This is a genomic window from Vibrio sp. 10N.261.45.E2 (genome assembly GCF_002875705.1).
Taxonomy (GTDB): Bacteria; Pseudomonadota; Gammaproteobacteria; order Enterobacterales; family Vibrionaceae; genus Vibrio.
In genome coordinates this window covers 1-16,884 of record NZ_MCZZ01000094.1, presented here as the reverse complement: position 1 = coordinate 16,884, position 16,884 = coordinate 1, and the positions used below count along the sequence as shown (strand labels likewise).

The window sequence follows — 16,884 nt, the reverse complement described above, 5'->3', positions numbered from 1 at the left end:
CTTAAACGATCGGCATTAGCTCAATGTAGTGGGCTTTTTTCTAACCAGTTTTCATACGGAATAAGAATAAGGTTAAAATCAAGTAAATTAGCAAAATATCGCTTATATTTTATTTATATTTAGATACAATTCACCTCTCAAACTTACCCTGTGTTTCACGCCAATTATTGAGCGACCGCTGTGAATATCGACGTTGTTTTTCTGTTAGAACAAAACCCCATTCTCCTCATCTTTGTTGTTTTATCGATTGGATTAGCCATTGGTAAAATTCGTTTCGGTAGCCTCCAACTCGGTAATTCCATCGGTGTTCTGATTACTTCCCTTGTTATGGGACATCTTGGCTTTTCTTTTAACGCAGATGCGCTCACCATTGGTTTCATGCTGTTTATCTACTGTGTTGGCATTGAAGCAGGGCCAAACTTCTTCGGGATCTTCTTTAGAGACGGTAAGCACTATCTCATTCTAAGCCTCGTAGTACTTTCTACAGCGATTGCCCTAACCTATTTCAGTAGTCATTACCTTGGCCTAGGGTTTGGTTTATCCGCAGGTATGATGGCTGGTGCTCTTACAGCAACACCGATTTTAGTAGGTGCACAAGACGCATTGAATTCAGGCTTAGCAGAAGTACCGAGAAATATGGACTTGAGCCTGATTATCGAAAACCTATCAGTAGGTTATGCGATGGCGTACTTGGTTGGCTTGATCAGCATGATTATGTTTGCTCGCTTGATCCCTAAACTTCAAAAAGTGAACCTACATGACTCGGCTGAGCAAATCGCTCAAGAACGTGGCTTAGGCGCTTCAGGTCAACGTAAGGTTTATCTGCCAATCATCCGTGCTTATCGTGTGGGACCAGAGCTTATCTCTTGGACTGACGGTAAAAACCTGCGTGAGCTAGGCATTTATCGCCAAACAGGCTGTTACATCGAGCGTATTCGACGTAACGGTATTCTTGCCCACCCAGATGGTGATGCCATTCTGCAAGAAGGCGATGAGATCGCATTGGTTGGTTTCCCAGACAGCCACGCTCGTCTAGACCCAAGCTTCCGTAACGGTAAAGAGGTTTTCGACCGTAACCTTCTCGATCTGCGTATCGTGGAAGAAGAGATTGTCGTTAAAAGTGACAGCATCGCAGGTAAGCGCTTATCTGACTTGAACCTGTCTGAATATGGCTGTTTCCTTAATCGCGTAGTGCGTGCTCAAATTGAAATGCCGATGGACTTAAACATCGTGCTTTCTAAAGGTGACGTCCTACAGGTCAGTGGCGAAAAGAGTCGTGTTCACGGTCTAGCAGAGAAAATTGGTTTCATCTCAATCCACAGCCAAATGGCGGATCTGATGGCCTTCTGTAGCTTCTTCATTCTGGGTATTTTGTTTGGTTTGATCACCATGACATTCGGTCAGGTGTCATTTGGATTAGGTAACGCAGTTGGCCTACTTCTATCAGGCATCATGCTAGGCTTCTTAAGAGCAAACCACCCTACTTTCGGTTACGTACCTCAAGGTGCGTTGAACATGGTCAAAGACCTCGGTTTGATGTTCTTTATGGTCGGTATCGGCTTAAGCGCCGGTGGTAAGATATTTGAGCACTTAACCCAGGTTGGTCCGCAGGTAATCGGTATCGCTCTGGTGGTCAGTGTGTTACCTGTATTCTTTGCTTACTTGGTTGGCGCTTACGTGTTGAAGATGAACCGAGCTCTGCTGTTTGGTGCGATCATTGGCGCGCGAACTTGTGCACCGGCGATGGACATCGTAAATGACCACGCTCGCTCAACCATTCCAGCTCTGGGCTACGCAGGTACTTACGCGATAGCCAATATATTAATGACCTTAGCAGGTACTTTCATCATCATAATTAGCTAGCTTATTCAGCGTTATAACGCTTTAGATTAGATATGTTAAATGCACTAATTCATCTTTGGGTTAGTGTATTTTTTATGACCTGTTTTAAGCGGTTCAGCCTCCTTCCCCGCCCCTGATCTTAACTATCTTCGTATCTAGAATTCCTTATCTGCTCTTAATCTCTTCGCATCTCGCTACTCGAATCCCGTATCTGCTCTTTAATCTCTTTGAGTTTTTAAGACAAAAAAAATAGGCGCTCAATGAGCGCCTATTTCGCTTAGATTCGATAGTTTGAATTAGATGTCAGCTACATCAAATTCAACAGCTGGGTTTACGTCAGCTTCGTAATCAACACCTTCAACACCGAAACCGAATAGCTTCAAGAACTCTTCTTTGTACTCTACGTAGTCAGTCAGTTCTTTCAGGTTTTCAGTTGTGATTTGAGGCCATAGGTTACGACAGTGATCTTGAATGTCTTCACGAAGTTCTAGATCATCTAGACGTAGACGGTTCACTTCATCAACTTCTGCTGCGCTGCCATCTTCTTTGTATAGACGTTGGCTGAACATACGGAAGATTTGTTCCATACAGCCTTCGTGAATACCTTCTTCACGCATCTTCTTGAACACCATAGCGATGTAAAGAGGCATAACAGGGATTGCAGAGCTTGCTTGAGTCACAACAGACTTAAGAACAGCAACGTTCGCAGTACCACCGGTTTGGCCTAGTTTCTCGTTAAGCGCTGACGCTGCACGGTCTAGATCCATTTTCGCTTTACCTAGCGCGCCATCCCAGTAGATTGGCCACGTTAGTTCAGTACCGATGTAGCTGTAAGCAACTGTTTTGCAACCGTCAGCCAGAACACCCGCTTCAGATAGAGCGTTGATCCAAAGTTCCCAATCTTCACCGCCCATTACAGTAACAGTGTCTTTGATCTCTTCTTCCGATGCAGGCTCAACACTTGCTTCGATGATCATGTCTTTGTTTGTATCAACCGCAGTTGATGTGTACGTTTCACCGATAGGTTTAAGAGCTGAACGAATTACTTCGCCCGTCTCTGGCATTTTACGTACTGGAGACGCCAGTGAGTACACAACCATATCGATTTGGCCTAGATCTTCTTTGATCAGGTCAATTGTTTTCTGTTTCGCTTCGTTAGAGAAAGCATCGCCGTTCAGGCTTTTTGAATACAGGCCTTCTTCTTTAGCAAACTTGTCGAACGCTGCTGAGTTATAGAAGCCAGCTGTGCCCGGCTTTTTCTCAGTACCGGCTTTCTCAAAGAAAACACCGATAGTTGAAGCGCCGCCACCAAATGCAGCCGCAATACGTGAAGACAAGCCGTAGCCACTTGAAGAGCCAACAACTAGTACACGTTTAGGTGCGTTTGCGATTGGGCCTTGAGCTTTTGTGTAAGCAATTTGTTCTTTTACATTAGCTTCACAACCGACTGGATGTGTTGTAGTACAGATGAATCCGCGAATTCGAGGTTTGATGATCATATTCAACTTCCTTAAAAAATCAGGTTAAGGATAAAAGTTTCGTACGCAAATGGCATCTAATTTCTGTAAAAATGTGGTGAAAATGCAAGTGGTTGGAGCACTCAGTAAATATTTGCTGACTAAGTCACCATTTGTTAACGCATCTATTGCGACTTTTACGACAAAAACAAAAAAGGCACCTACTAAGTTAGGTGCCTTTTAACGTTTCTTTATCTAAGCAACGCTATTTAGCTTAGGTTTTAACTCTTTTCGCGTCAAAGTTTCACTAAAGTCATGACTGAAGTGGTCAACTTGAATCGCAGCGTAACGCAGTTTATCGGCTGACACAATTTGGTCAACTTCTTCTTGCGTTAGCACATCTGCAGCGAGTGCTTGAGCTAGTTTGTCTTGCAGTAAGCCTTTACGAGCCACTTTGCCCTCTTTCACTGCTTTGAAAATCTTACGCTCTAATGGCTTGATGCTGTACATCGCATTGAACGCGTTCTCCATCAGGCCAACGCTGTCCTCTTCTTCTTTACCGATGTAGCAAAGGTGAGTCAAACGTTCACGGTGTGCGCCCGGAGTCATCAAGCTTTCTGCTAGTTGCACTGTTAGGTTATCACTTGGTTTTTCGAAGTGGTTACCGACAGGGAAAACGAGACCTTTAAGTACTTTACCCACCATCTTGTTCGGGAAGTTTCTGTACGCTTCTTGTAAAGATTTCGCCGCATGGTGGAAACAGTGTTGAACCGCGTAGTGCACGTAGTCTAGGTCAGCTTGTTGACGACCTTCGTCTTCATACTTCTTAAGCGCTGCAGACGCCATGTATAGGTAACTCAGACCATCACCCAAACGTGCAGAGATAAGCTCTTTACGTTTCAGTTCACCACCTAGAGTTAGCATCGCGAAGTCTGCACTTACCGCTAATGCACGGCTCAGACGAGTCAAGTCTTGGTAGTAAGGCTTAGTTGGACCACTCATGTCCGCTTTAATAAACTTAGAGCCAGTCAATGCTGCACCAAACGCACCAAACGTGTTCTTAGTTGCGTGACCAATATGCTTGAACAACAAGTCATCGAAGTCCTTCGCACCTTGCTTCTCATCTGGGTTCGCTGCCGCTTCCATTTCGCTTAGTACGTATGGGTGACAACGTGTTGCACCTTGACCAAAGATCATCAGGTTTCGAGTCAAGATGTTCGCACCTTCTACTGTGATAGCAACAGGGATACCTAGGTAAGGTGCTGCCAAGTAGTTCATTGGACCATCTTGAATTGCACGACCAGAGTGAATATCCATCGAGTCATTCAAAATAGTACGTGCCATTTCTGTCATGTGGTATTTCGCGATAGCCGTTACGATGCCCGGCTTTTCTTTCATATCAAGTGAAGTGGTTGTCAGCGTACGAGTTGCTTCTAGGAGATACGTTAAGCCACCAATACGACCTAAACTCTCTGCAACACCTTCAAACTTACCAATCGACATACCAAACTGCTTACGAACATAAGCGTATGCGCCAGTTGTTCTCGCAGTTAGATGGCCCATTGCTGTACCCAGTGCTGGTAGTGAAATACCACGACCTGCAGACAGACACTCCACCAGCATACGCCAACCTTTACCTGCGTAATCCGCGCCACCGATTAGCCATTCCATAGGAATAAATACATCGTGACCGCGTGTTGGACCATTCATGAATGCAAGGCCTAGTGGGTCATGACGTTCACCAATCACAACGCCTTCATGATCAGCAGGGATCAGCGCACAAGTGATTCCGATGTCTTCTTTGTCACCAAGTAGTTTTTCTGGATCGTGCAGTTTGAAAGCCAGACCAAGTACCGTCGCCACTGGTGCTAGCGTAATGTAGCGTTTGTTCCAGTTAAGCTTGATACCTAGTGTCTCTTTACCTTCGTGCATTCCCATGCACACAGTACCGACATCAGGGATACCACCAGCATCAGAACCCGCTTCTGGGCCTGTTAGTGCGAAACATGGAATATCTGTACCGTCAGCAAGACGAGGCAACCAGTAGTCTTTCTGATCTTGAGTACCGTAGTGAGACAGTAGCTCACCAGGGCCAAGAGAGTTTGGAACCATTACCGAAACCGCAGTACTGATACTACGCGTCGCAATCTTGGTTACGATCGTAGAGTTTGCGTGTGCTGAGAACTCACGACCGCCGTACTCTTTCGCAATAATGAGCGAGAAGAAACGCTCTTTACGTAAGAAGTTCCATACCTCTTCAGGAAGGTCACGGTCTTCTTTTACAATTTGGTGGTCATCAAGCATAGCGAGCAAAGTTTCAAGCTCATTGTCCATGAACGATTGCTCTTCTGCTGTCAGCTGAGGTTTAGGGTATTGGTGCAGCTTTTGGAAATCTGGTTTACCAGAAAACAGCTCTCCGTCCCACCACACGCTACCTGCTTCCATCGCTTCTTTCTCGGTGCTAGATAGTGGTGGTAGTACTTTTTTAAAGAGTTTAAAAGCTGGGTCACTTACCCATTTTTGTCTTAGAGAGCTCATAGTTCAGATCCTTTTGTTCACTATATTGGTTGTGAATGTTTCGCTTTTTATTGTTTTATTCTTCTGCTGACATGCCAGCGGCTAAATATGGAATAAGAATATCGACCACTGCTTTAGCATCTATCTTTCTGTCGTAGTCATTCTCTGCAATTTCTACCAGAGCCTGACTTGACGCCATGGTGAATACACAAGTCCCTAGGGTGAAGTGTAATCGCCAAAATAACTGTTCTTGAGTGAGGTTAGGATTCGCCTTCATTACTGATGTCATAAACAAAGAGAGCACTTCGCTATAACGAGTAGTAATGAACCAGCGCAAGTGTCCCTGTACGTCCGTATAACCTCTACCGATAAGTAACATGAATCGGCTTGTGCCATTTGGCCTAACATCGTTAAGTGCTCTCAGTGGCTGTCTTAAAGACTCAAACACGTCACTCATAGAATACGTTTCGTTCAAGTTTAAGTTCACTAACGCATCTTGCAGCGCTGGCATAAATGCTTCTAAGTAACGATTGAGTACCGCACGAACCAGAGTCTTCTTATCACCAAAGTGATAGTTCACTGAAGCTAAGTTGACATTCGCTTTACTCGTAATCGTGCGTAAAGAGGTGTCATTAAAACCGTGCTCAGCAAATAAGCCTTCAGCCACATCTAAGATTTTGTCTTTGGTTGTACTTCTTGGTGCCATTTCAATCACTCGTATTAAACAACTGTTTGAAATATACGCTTAGTACATTTATTTAACAAGCAGGCAACATCACATTTTCACAAATTGGTCGTACCAGTTAATAAAACTTAGTACTAACCGATTGAATCGATGTGTGTTTACGAAAAAAGAAAAAAATAATGAATTTTCTTGGAACCGAAATGGAAATGGAGGGTCATAAATTAAGTAGAAAACAGCGTATTTAGAAGTTTAACAGGCCGTCAAACTTGTTCTTCTCACTGCTTTCTTAATTACTGCATTTTCCTTATTAACTCCTATACTTGTATCCGCCCAAACCACGTTGGTTTGGGCTTTTTTTTATTTGTTGTTTGAGAGAAAAAGTTAGCCTTCCAGCCTTTCTTCCAGCCACTAACCGCAACGTAACCAGCGCGTTCGTTTCTTTGTATGTAGCCCCTAAATCGAACTACCACGCTTGGCAGATTGCTATCACATTAAAGCGTATTTCAAACAACCTTCCCTCAACGTTTACGTATCTGAGCACAAAGCCAACACTAGCTGTGCCTCTATTTATATCGAATCAATTCAAAGCATTTTATTTCTCACTACTGGTAAATTAATCAATAGCGATAGAGACTTACATTCGAAATAAAGCCAACAAACTTAGCAATTTCTTGCAGATGTCCTAAGCTTCGTTTAATACCCTTCTCAATTAAGTAGTTAAACGCAAGTTGAGGAGCGGCGGGAGCTTTTAAAAGTAGAAGGAGGCCTACTTTGAGACTGTTAAAATTACCCATCATGTGTTGCTTAGTTATTGCAGCTCCACTCTCTGCTCAAACTTTAGAACAGGCGGTAGCCATCACTTTGGCGACTAACCCTGAGATAAAGAGTATCTTTAATGAGTTTGTGAGTGTCCGAAAACGAAATGATGCCGCAGGCGGTGCTTATAGACCTAGTATCGACCTTGATGCTGGCATTGGTTACGAAGGAATAAATCCTGCGCCAAACAATGGTCCAGATACGGATCTCACACGAAAGGAAGCAACGATATCCCTCACTCAGTTGCTGTGGGATGGTTCGTCGACTCTCAACGACATTGATCGCACTGCCGCAGAAGCAGAATCGGTTCGCTTGCAATTACTCGCAGATGCCGAAGACAAAGCACTAGAGGTCACACAGATCTACTTAGATGCCGTTAAAGCAACTGAAGTTCTAGCCCTTTCAGAAAGTAACCTTGCTATCCACAAGAAAATCTATAAAGACATCAAAAAGCGTGCAGTCTCGGGCATAGGCTCAACCGCAGATGTGTCTCAAGTAGAAGCAAGGATCGCAAAAGCTCACGGCAACTTGTTAGCCGCACAGAACAACCTCATTGATACCCACACTCAATTTAGAAGAATCGTGGGTCAAGAACCACTTGGCTTAGTTTACCCAAGAGCCGATATTTCTATGATTCCCCTATCATTATCAGATGCCCTTGTGGATGCTCTGGACCAACACCCAGTCATCAAAGTCGCGACTGCGGATGTTGATTCAGCACACTTCCAATACAAACAATCTAAAGGTGTTAACTACCCAACGTTCTCCATTGAAGCATCCCAATCATGGCGAAATGATGCGGGGGGCGATGAAGGTTCGAGTCAAGAAACCTTGGCAATGTTACGAATGCGATACAACCTATACAACGGTGGTACCGATAGCGCTAATTCAGAAGCTGCAGCTTACCAACTCAACAAGGCTAAAGATCTGAGAGATCGTGCTTATCGACAAGTGGAAGAAGGCCTTCGTCTATCTTGGAGTGCATTGGACCTTACGCTGCAACAGAAGAACTTCTTGTCTGATCACGTTGATTCAGCGTCAGAAACCGTTATCGCTTATGAGAAACAATATCGAATCGGCAAACGTACGCTTCTTGATCTACTTAACACCGAAAACGAATTGTTTGAAGCACGAAAAGATTACTTAGACGCGCATTACTCTGAACAGTACGCTAAATACCGTGTAATGAACGCGACAGGCTCTCTATTGAACGCTCTACTGGTCGATATCCCAGACGAGTGGACAACGGCCGTGGAGTATTAATGATGAAGAGATCTTACTTACTACTTTCCGCATTAACGATAACGTTATGTGCATGCTCTAGCCAAAATGAAGAGCCCTACATAGAAACGCCTGAAGCGGAGCAGATTTCAGACCTACAAGACGACGATAACGATGGCGTGGTCAATGCTCGAGACACCTGCCCTGGCACACCTGAATCGTCTCTGGTTGATAATGAAGGTTGTGGAGAGACGGTTAGCTCGCAAGAAGTCAGACAGTTGAACATCCTTTTTGCTAATGACTCTTATGAAGTTAACCCGATCTTCTCAGATCAAATCACCACTATGGCTGAGTTCTTAGAAACCTACCAAAGCGCATCGATTGAAATTCAGGGCTACGCCAGTAAGGTCGGCGCGAGTGAATACAATTTGGAGCTATCAAAGAAACGCGCTCACCACGTTGAAGATGAACTACTTTCGAATGGTATAGACCCGAGCCGAGTAAGAGTTGTCGGTTACGGTGAAGAGCGATTAGAAAGCGATGGCGATGACGCTACATCTCACGCACTAAATCGCCGAGTAACAGCAACGGTTGTCGGACTCAGTGAACAAATCGTCGAAGAGTGGACCATATTTACCACGCTTAAAAAGTAGCGTGACAATGTCACTGTAGGTGTAGATGTAGATGTAGATATGTTGTTCGAGTAACAGCCAACTTAGCTATAAGATCAATAAAGCCGTGATAGGAAACCCATCACGGCTTTTTTGTTCTTTGTTGTTACTCAGTGAGTAGACTCGCTATATGGTGAGCCTACTACCGGTTATAGTTTTACTTCTTGATGCTTAGTCTTCGGTAAAGAAACACTTAGCAAGAAGTAACCTAAGATAGCTGCAGTCGTTGAGCCCATCAGGATACCCAGTCGAGCAAGCGTATCAAAATCTGCGTTCGTTGGACCAAATGCCAATGAAGAGATGAAGATAGACATTGTAAAGCCGATACCACACAGCACAGACACTGCGAAGATGTTCATGAAGTTCACACCTTCAGGTAGTTTAGCGATACCCGTTTTCACAGCGCCCCAGCTGAATAGGAAGATACCCAGTGGCTTACCAATCAATAGACCCATAGCGATACCCAGAGGTAGCATGCCAGTAAGGTTTGAAATTGAGATGCCTTCTAGTGAGATACCTGCGTTTGCAAATGCGAAGATAGGCAGAATTGCAAAAGCTACGTATGGGTGCAGAGCATGCTCTAGGTGTTTCAGCGGAGAATGTTCTCCTTTGTTGCCTTTCAGTGGAATAGCAAAACCAATTACTACACCAGCCAATGTTGCGTGAACACCAGACTTCAATACTGCGAACCAAAGGATAGCGCCAACAATCAGGTAAACACTTAGCTTAGTTACATGCTTGTTGTTTAGCATGAACAGCACACCTGTTGCGATGAAGCCAACTGTTAGAGCAAGCGTAGATAGGTCACCTGAGTAGAACAGTGCAATAATAACAACAACACCTAGGTCATCGATAATTGCAAGCGCCAGTAAGAATACCTTCAAGCTTACCGGTACACGGTTACCAAGAAGAGCCATGATACCCAATGCGAATGCGATATCGGTTGCTGCTGGGATAGCCCAACCTTGAAGCGCTTCAGGGTTACCTGAGTTGAATAGCACGTAAATAAGTGCAGGAGCTAGCATACCGCCCACAGCTGCGATAGCTGGGAAGATTGCTGTCTCTTTAGACTTTAATGCGCCTTCTAAAAGTTCACGCTTAACTTCTAAGCCGATTAGAAGGAAGAAGACAGCCATTAAGCCATCGTTAATCCAGTGAGACACAGACATACCAAGAACGTAACTATGAAGTACACCTTGGTACATCTCGTTCAGTGGTGAGTTTGCTACAAACATTGCGATCGCCGCAGCAATGACTAGTATGATGCCGCCAGCAGATTCCATTTTAAAGAAGTCACGGATGACGTCGGTCATGATTTCGCCCTTATATTTATTATTTAAATAAACGAATAACAAAGAATAACCACGAGTTTATATCCAAGTTTAATTGATAGATAATCACTTCTTTGGATGTTTAACTTCGGTTTTTCCTACAAATACTAAACAATACGTCGTATATTCCATAATGTTGTTATGCACCATGAATTAAGTATAGATGAGAACATAGAACCTGTATGCACAATTCATTGGGGTTAAATAAAAGTCGCGGGCGTAAAAAAAGGCTATCAAATGATAGCCTTAGGTGTTTTTTAGTAGCCAGTTAACTGCATAAAGCCTGTCGCTTCATGACTGCCGCTCGCCATAATCGGCCCTTCCCAATATGGTATGACAAAAGGAAGCCACATATCCCTGCGTATAATGCGGGTCGTGAGGTTGATATCATGCTTAGGGATGTTAATGATCCACTGCAGAGGCATTCGTCTTCCATTCATCAACGTCGTATTTTGCAATGGTTGAATTGAAATATCGGATTCCGTTAATTGATAAACTTTGCCGGATCGCGTCGCTAATGTACCGAATACATAAGGCAATTGTTGGTTATGACGATAACGGTTAATACTCAACGCTGCGCCGTCATCAAGGTTAAACACAAACCAATCCCAACCTTGCTGACCTACTCCTAGTAAGCCACTGCCCCATTCTTTATGTACCCACGCTGTTCCTTCTACTTCCTTTTTAACGCCATCCAGATTAAGCGCACCACTTAGGGATAAGAACGGGGCGCTGAAGTTATAAGACGCAACAGGTAACAAATCGTGCTTTTTCTGATAACCGTTGTCGCCATTGAGAACATATGGCCCTTTCGCAATGGTGTCGAGTTCCAACCCGAAGGTATCTGTTTGCACTTGAAGGCGTCCTGGAAATGGTGTGTTGCCGAGTGCACGCCAGTTCCAGTTATCAATCCAAAGCCTGAATGGACGGTTGGTCATGCCCGCTTGGCCAATGCCACCGCGAGCCATGCGTTGTTCTTTCCATACTTTAGACTTAGAAGAGACCACTACATTTGAAATATAGACTTGAGGGCTTTGCCACCCAGGAGTTTCGCGTTCATCCGTTGCAATACGGAAGAAGCTCCACTGGACCGAATAGTCCTTGCCATCATCACCTTTCAAAGACGCAAAATAATGCCACCACTCATGCTGAAACTCAGGGTGGAACTTGAAATCCTGCGGCAATGAAACGTTGCGGTCTGGCAACACTGGCTCAAACACATTGAAATGCTCATTAACCAATACTGAGTTAACCTCATTCACTCCCTTTTCACCAGGATCGATGAAATCGGAGTAATAACCCCAAACACTAAGAAAGATGCCGAAGAAACTAATTAATAGAAGAGAAGACAGGATTCGTTGTCTTAACTTAGTTGAACTATTCCGTAAAAACATTCTAAAGCGCATCCCTTAGTGACTTCATCGGAGTGTTCCGAATCATTCTCATCACTGGTAAAGCACCAGCTAGCATCAATGCTGCCATGGCCCACGCAAATGTCTGTAAATAGTCCCAAGGAATCACCTGTAACTCGAGTGACCACCCAAAAGATTGCTTAATAACGATATCAACAATCAAGCTCGCTAACGCTAACCCGAGCGGAATAGCAATTAAGGAAGAAATAAGCCCGAAAACAAACAACTGCAAGCTACCTGTCAGAATCAACTCTTTCGCCGAGACACCCAAACAGCGCTGCAAGGAAATATGCCTTTGTCGAGACACTTCACCCGCAACCGTCGCGAAGAAGATACCGAAGACGGCGATAACCAAGGTGATGTTACCCAAGGTGTCAGCAATCGCGAACGTTCTATCAAATACGCGCATCGCTTGACTGTGGATGTTGTTGTTATCGAAAACACGCTCAGAGCCAAGCCTGAATACACTTTCTAATCGGCTACGAAGGCCAACTGAATTAACATCATCTTTGAGTATTACGCCAAGGCCTACATTGCCCCGCCCTGCAAATCCATACAGCCAGTTTCGATGTGACATCATGACTTGGTGATAGGGGTTACCGTAGTCGTAATAGACACCGACAACCTGCCAACCCGAACCAAGACTGTCATAAAGGTCAATGTAGTCGCCTGGACGAATCCCAAGCTTGAGAGACATCGATTCGCTGATCAACACACCTTTAGAATGATGTAAGTGATACCAGTAATTCGGAATACCCAACTTGATCGTTAATGCTTCAAGTTCACCTTCAGAAGGGCCTGTACTCACCACCTGAATGCTGCCGACTGGAGACGCAACATCTTTCTCCCAACGCCACCAAACTGAATCCACTTCAGGTTGTTCAGACAACCAGTTACTCATACGAGCTGCGGCATTGTTGGTTGGGTAGATATAAAGATCAGCCGCCAAACGCTGTGTTAACCATTTATCAGTAGTATCTCTAAAACTGCCGACCATGGTTTCAACGCCAATATTGGCGGTTAATGCCAACATAAAGGCCATTGTTGCAACGCCTCGGTAGCTCATGCTTGAAGCTGCATCAGCAAAGAACCAGCGAGCACGAACCCAGCGTAATGAATAAGAGAGGCCATTAAATAGCTTCCACATCAAAAACGGTGTAAATAGCGCCACACTAATCAGCATTAGGGCGATAATCGCAAAGCCGGTTTCTTGGGTCTGAGGCGCTTGATATACAGCCACAGCCGCAACCAAGAAGCCACAACCAATCAATGCTTGCCAAGTGAACTCAGTACCCGCAAAACGCATCAGCGATAAGCGGGAGGTCAAACGAATAGGCTGTGATCTAAGCAAACGAACCAAAGGCCAAGCACACGCTAAGAACGCACCAAGTAACGTCATCAATAAACTGTAGCCGCTCCATCGCCAACTCCAGTTAATCGTTAAACCAACATTGGCATCGTATAAATCGCCAAGACTAGAAGAAACCGCAGGCAAAAGTTGGTTAGCGAGCATCACGCCAAAGACATTGCCGCAGATCCAGCTCAGTACGACCAACAGCAGCAGCTCTAAGCAAAGCGCTTTAGCCAACTGCCAACCAGATACACCGGTTTGCCTTAGGATTCCGACTAACGGTTGACGCTGAATAAACGACAATGACATCGCTTGGTAGAAAATAAATAAGCCAACGACAAACGACAGCATACCCATCGCTTTTAAGTTTAAGTGGAATGCGCTAGTTAGCGACTCAAGCTCTGCCTTCGAGCTACGAGATATCGTCAAACCATTGGGTAAAATATTCTTAAGGCGCTCAAATTTCTCAGTAGACATGTCTGAACAAGCAATCACTGAAAGTCCTGCACTACGTTTAAGCATGCGGAGCAAGGAGATATCTGCTATTAACCTTGTTCCATTAATCAGGTTGTTTTGATCGACAACCACAGGACCAAGCTCAGAGCCGTCCATCAGAGGAATGTAATCACCGTTGTTCCACTCCATGTGTTCAGCAAGATCATCACTTACAAGGATTGGATATGGCGGTTTCATGAGGTTTAAAGTGGTGAGATCTTTTAACGCAATACCCGGCTGCAACTGAAGCATAGAAACAGGGTCTATGCCGATAAGCATGAAGTTCGCGCCGTTTTCATCAGTGATACGATGGTGGTCAAAAGGAGAGCACTGTTGAAAGCCTTCACGGCGAAGCTGGATATAAAAACCTTGTGGGATCTTATTAGCGTTGTGTTTTGGTCGAATACGGTAAGGAAGAGGATTCGAAAAGAGTTTTTCGCCATGTGCATAGCTTTGCTTGGCGTGTTGATTGATAGCAGTAACACCAACCAAAAGTGATACGCCGAGGGTTAAACCAAGCCATACCAAAATAATCTGCAGTGGGTAACGTCGATAGTGACCGAGTAGTGCCTTAACTACGGGCCATAACATGCAGTTGCCCTCCTTGTAGACGGATCCTGCCATCCATGTGCAGTGCTACTTTTTCACTGTGTGTCACCAGCAACAAGGTACATTCTAATTGGCGAGCCAAAGAGGTCAGCAAACGCATTACGGCTTCTGCATTACGCTCATCTAAACTACCGGTCGGCTCATCGGCCAACAATATTTTTGGTTCCATATACAGCGCACGCGCAATTGCCACACGTTGTTGTTGGCCACCAGACGCTTCTTCAGGGTAACGGCCAAGCAAAGGCATAAGATCTAAAGCAGAAAGGATCTGTCTCCAGAGCCCTTTATCTTCCGGTAAGCCTTTTAGCTGGCGGCAAAAACGGATGTTGTCGGCAATATTTAGCGTTGGCAACAAGTTGAATTGCTGGAAAATATGGCCAATATTGTTTCTGCGATAAGCAGTGCGGTCACGCTCAGTAGAGTCGTGCATATTGAAGTGAGGGAAAGCGATTTCACCTGAATCCGCTAGGTCTAAACCCGCGATAAGATTCAGTAAAGTACTTTTACCAGAACCGCTTTCTCCCATTAATGCCAGTTGATCACCTTGGTTTAACGTTAATTCAGCACCTTGCAAAACAGGGTGAAACTCCCCCCCATCGACATAGCCTTTACACAGGTCTGACAGCTTTAACATTAAACAGCTCGCATTAGTTAGAATTTGGAATGAGAATCTACACTAATTCCCTGTTAGGAGGAAGTATTTTGAAAGATAGATCACACGCCAACGATAAAGTGATGCGATTGGTGCGTCTTACTTCAACTTCCTATCAAGTTTTTAATCCATTTTCTTGTTTTCATGCGATAGAGCGACCCACCCCACTTGAGCACTTCTTCAGTGAGGAAAAGTAGGTATACCCATTCTGGTGGAAACTTAAAATAAATAGCTGCGATGGCTGCCAGTGGGATACCAATTACCCACTGAGCAATCAAGTCTTGATAAAGACAGAACTTCACATCACCACCCGCTCTCAATACACCGACTATCACAGTCAACGGTACAGAGCGAATAATAATACCCACGCTTAGAATCAGAATAAACTTCTCTGAGAGCGCTCTGGTTTCTTCGGTCAGTGCGCTAAAGGCATTGAGTATTGGAGCTTGAACGAAATAGAGAAAAACGGCCACCACGATACTGGTCAAGAAGCACAGGATCGTTAAGCCCAATGCTTGATAGTAAACCGCTTCATTGTTTTTCGCGCCGAGCTGATTACCCACCAGAACCGCTGCCGCATTCGAAAGGCCAATCAATAAACTCAATGAAATCGATTCAACCGGAGTCATTACTGAAAGCGCCGCCAAGCCTTGAACACCGGATTGTCCCATGATCGCGTGGTAAGCAAACAAGCCACCCGCCCATGCTAAGAAGTTAAACGTGGTCGGCAGAGACAACTTCAAGAAGCGAACCACATTATCGATCGAAGCGGCTGCTTTGATATCACAGAACTTGAAAGCTAATAAATGCTTAGAGAAATAGAGATAACCAAACAAAGTCGCAACTTCAATCGCGCCACTCAATACTGTCGCAATCGCCGCACCTTTGATACCAAGCGCAGGAAAGCCTAAGTTACCGAAGATAAGTACCCAGTTTAGGAACACATTAGACAGGATACCGATGCCGCTGAAGAAAGTGCTTAAACCTGGTTTGTGCATCGCTCTCAAACCCACAGCCATACTGCTGACACACGATACCGCTAGCATGCTAAATGAGCTAATGACGATGTATTCAACGCCTAAGCTGATGACCTCTTGAGAGTCGGTCGTCACACCCATGATTTGGGCAGGAAATGAAACGAAAAACGCAATGGTCAGTAAAGCAAACAGTGTCGAAACTAGCCACGTCAGCGCAGTGCTTTCTCTCACACCTTGTCTGTTACCCGCGCCCCAATATTGAGCAGTAAGAAGAGCACCGCCCGTGGTAACACCCACCAGCATAATGGTCGTCACGAACATCGCTCGGCTCGCAACACCCACAGCTGCAATGTCTGCTTCGCCAAGTTGCCCCAACATCAATACATCCACCAAGCCTCGGCTTGAAAACATAATGCTCTGCAAGGTGATAGGCAGTGCAATCGCAATAAGCCTGCGAACAAAATCACCTCGTGTGTGATGAATAATTGAAGAGAGCAACATAGAGAGAGACCTAAACGGAACGTATTGATGAATAAAGATAAATATCGCGCTATTATATCAATGTTGGGTTTTTAACCACAGATATAAATGGAGTAACAATGAAGAAAGTACTGGTTTTAGGCGCTTCTGGATATGTTGGTTCACAACTCCTCCCTCTTCTGCTTGAGCAAGGCTATCAAGTCACGGCAGCAGCGAGGCATATCGACTATTTAAAGGCACGGACCGAACCTCACGAAAACTTATCACTTGAGTATCTTGATCTTGCTGATCAAGTCGCAACACAAGCTTTAGTCCCCGACTTTGATCTTATCTTCTTCCTTGTCCATGGCTGTAGTGGCATAGTGAAT

The 16,884-nt window shown here is 44.7% G+C and carries 12 protein-coding genes; 4 read left to right on the top strand and 8 right to left on the bottom strand.

Annotated features, from left to right (window positions below):
* The first annotated feature begins 180 nt into the window (after positions 1–180).
* Complete coding sequence (locus BCT34_RS05570) at positions 181–1,863, top strand: aspartate:alanine antiporter (RefSeq protein WP_017630384.1); 1,683 nt, start codon at positions 181–183, stop codon at positions 1,861–1,863.
* Positions 1,864–2,138: 275 nt separating this feature from the next.
* On the opposite strand, the gene fabV is transcribed toward BCT34_RS05570, so the two are convergent.
* The 3 genes from fabV to BCT34_RS05555 form a co-directional block, all read right to left on the bottom strand.
* Positions 2,139–3,341 carry an enoyl-ACP reductase FabV gene (fabV, locus tag BCT34_RS05565; RefSeq protein WP_076651841.1) on the bottom strand — a complete coding sequence of 401 codons (1,203 nt, stop codon included), beginning with the start codon at positions 3,339–3,341 and terminating at the stop codon, positions 2,139–2,141.
* Between the two features lie 213 nt (positions 3,342–3,554).
* Complete coding sequence (locus BCT34_RS05560; protein ID WP_076651840.1) at positions 3,555–5,837, bottom strand: acyl-CoA dehydrogenase; 2,283 nt, start codon at positions 5,835–5,837, stop codon at positions 3,555–3,557.
* 55 nt (positions 5,838–5,892) lie between these two features.
* Positions 5,893–6,522 (bottom strand): TetR/AcrR family transcriptional regulator, encoded by a 630-nt coding sequence (locus BCT34_RS05555; RefSeq protein ID WP_076651839.1) that lies wholly within the window; start codon positions 6,520–6,522, stop codon positions 5,893–5,895.
* 750 nt (positions 6,523–7,272) lie between these two features.
* On the opposite strand from BCT34_RS05555, the gene BCT34_RS05550 reads away from it, so the two are divergent.
* Positions 7,273–8,580: a TolC family outer membrane protein gene (locus BCT34_RS05550; RefSeq protein ID WP_076651838.1), complete on the top strand. Its 1,308-nt coding sequence runs from the start codon at positions 7,273–7,275 to the stop codon at positions 8,578–8,580.
* Entirely contained in the window at positions 8,580–9,191 is a 612-nt protein-coding gene (locus BCT34_RS05545) for an OmpA family protein (RefSeq protein ID WP_076651837.1), read from the top strand. Before BCT34_RS05550 ends, BCT34_RS05545 begins: the two co-directional genes overlap by 1 nt.
* 167 nt (positions 9,192–9,358) lie before the next feature.
* On the opposite strand, the gene nhaA is transcribed toward BCT34_RS05545, so the two are convergent.
* The 5 genes from nhaA to BCT34_RS05520 form a co-directional block, all read right to left on the bottom strand.
* Positions 9,359–10,522 carry a Na+/H+ antiporter NhaA gene (nhaA, locus tag BCT34_RS05540; RefSeq protein ID WP_076651836.1) on the bottom strand — a complete coding sequence of 388 codons (1,164 nt, stop codon included), beginning with the start codon at positions 10,520–10,522 and terminating at the stop codon, positions 9,359–9,361.
* A gap of 275 nt (positions 10,523–10,797) precedes the next feature.
* Entirely contained in the window at positions 10,798–11,946 is a 1,149-nt protein-coding gene (locus tag BCT34_RS05535) for a lipocalin-like domain-containing protein (protein WP_102300422.1), read from the bottom strand.
* Positions 11,936–14,389 carry an ABC transporter permease gene (locus BCT34_RS05530; protein WP_076653024.1) on the bottom strand — a complete coding sequence of 818 codons (2,454 nt, stop codon included), beginning with the start codon at positions 14,387–14,389 and terminating at the stop codon, positions 11,936–11,938. The genes BCT34_RS05535 and BCT34_RS05530 overlap by 11 nt, the downstream gene beginning before the upstream one ends.
* Positions 14,370–15,041, bottom strand: coding sequence for an ABC transporter ATP-binding protein (locus BCT34_RS05525; RefSeq protein WP_076653026.1), 672 nt, complete (start codon positions 15,039–15,041; stop codon positions 14,370–14,372). The genes BCT34_RS05530 and BCT34_RS05525 overlap by 20 nt, the downstream gene beginning before the upstream one ends.
* Positions 15,042–15,163: 122 nt before the next feature.
* Complete coding sequence (locus BCT34_RS05520) at positions 15,164–16,537, bottom strand: MATE family efflux transporter (RefSeq protein ID WP_076653029.1); 1,374 nt, start codon at positions 16,535–16,537, stop codon at positions 15,164–15,166.
* A 98-nt stretch (positions 16,538–16,635) separates the two neighbouring features.
* On the opposite strand from BCT34_RS05520, the gene BCT34_RS05515 reads away from it, so the two are divergent.
* A partial coding sequence (locus BCT34_RS05515) for an NAD-dependent epimerase/dehydratase family protein (RefSeq protein ID WP_131828375.1) occupies positions 16,636–16,884 on the top strand: 249 nt, incomplete at its 3' end.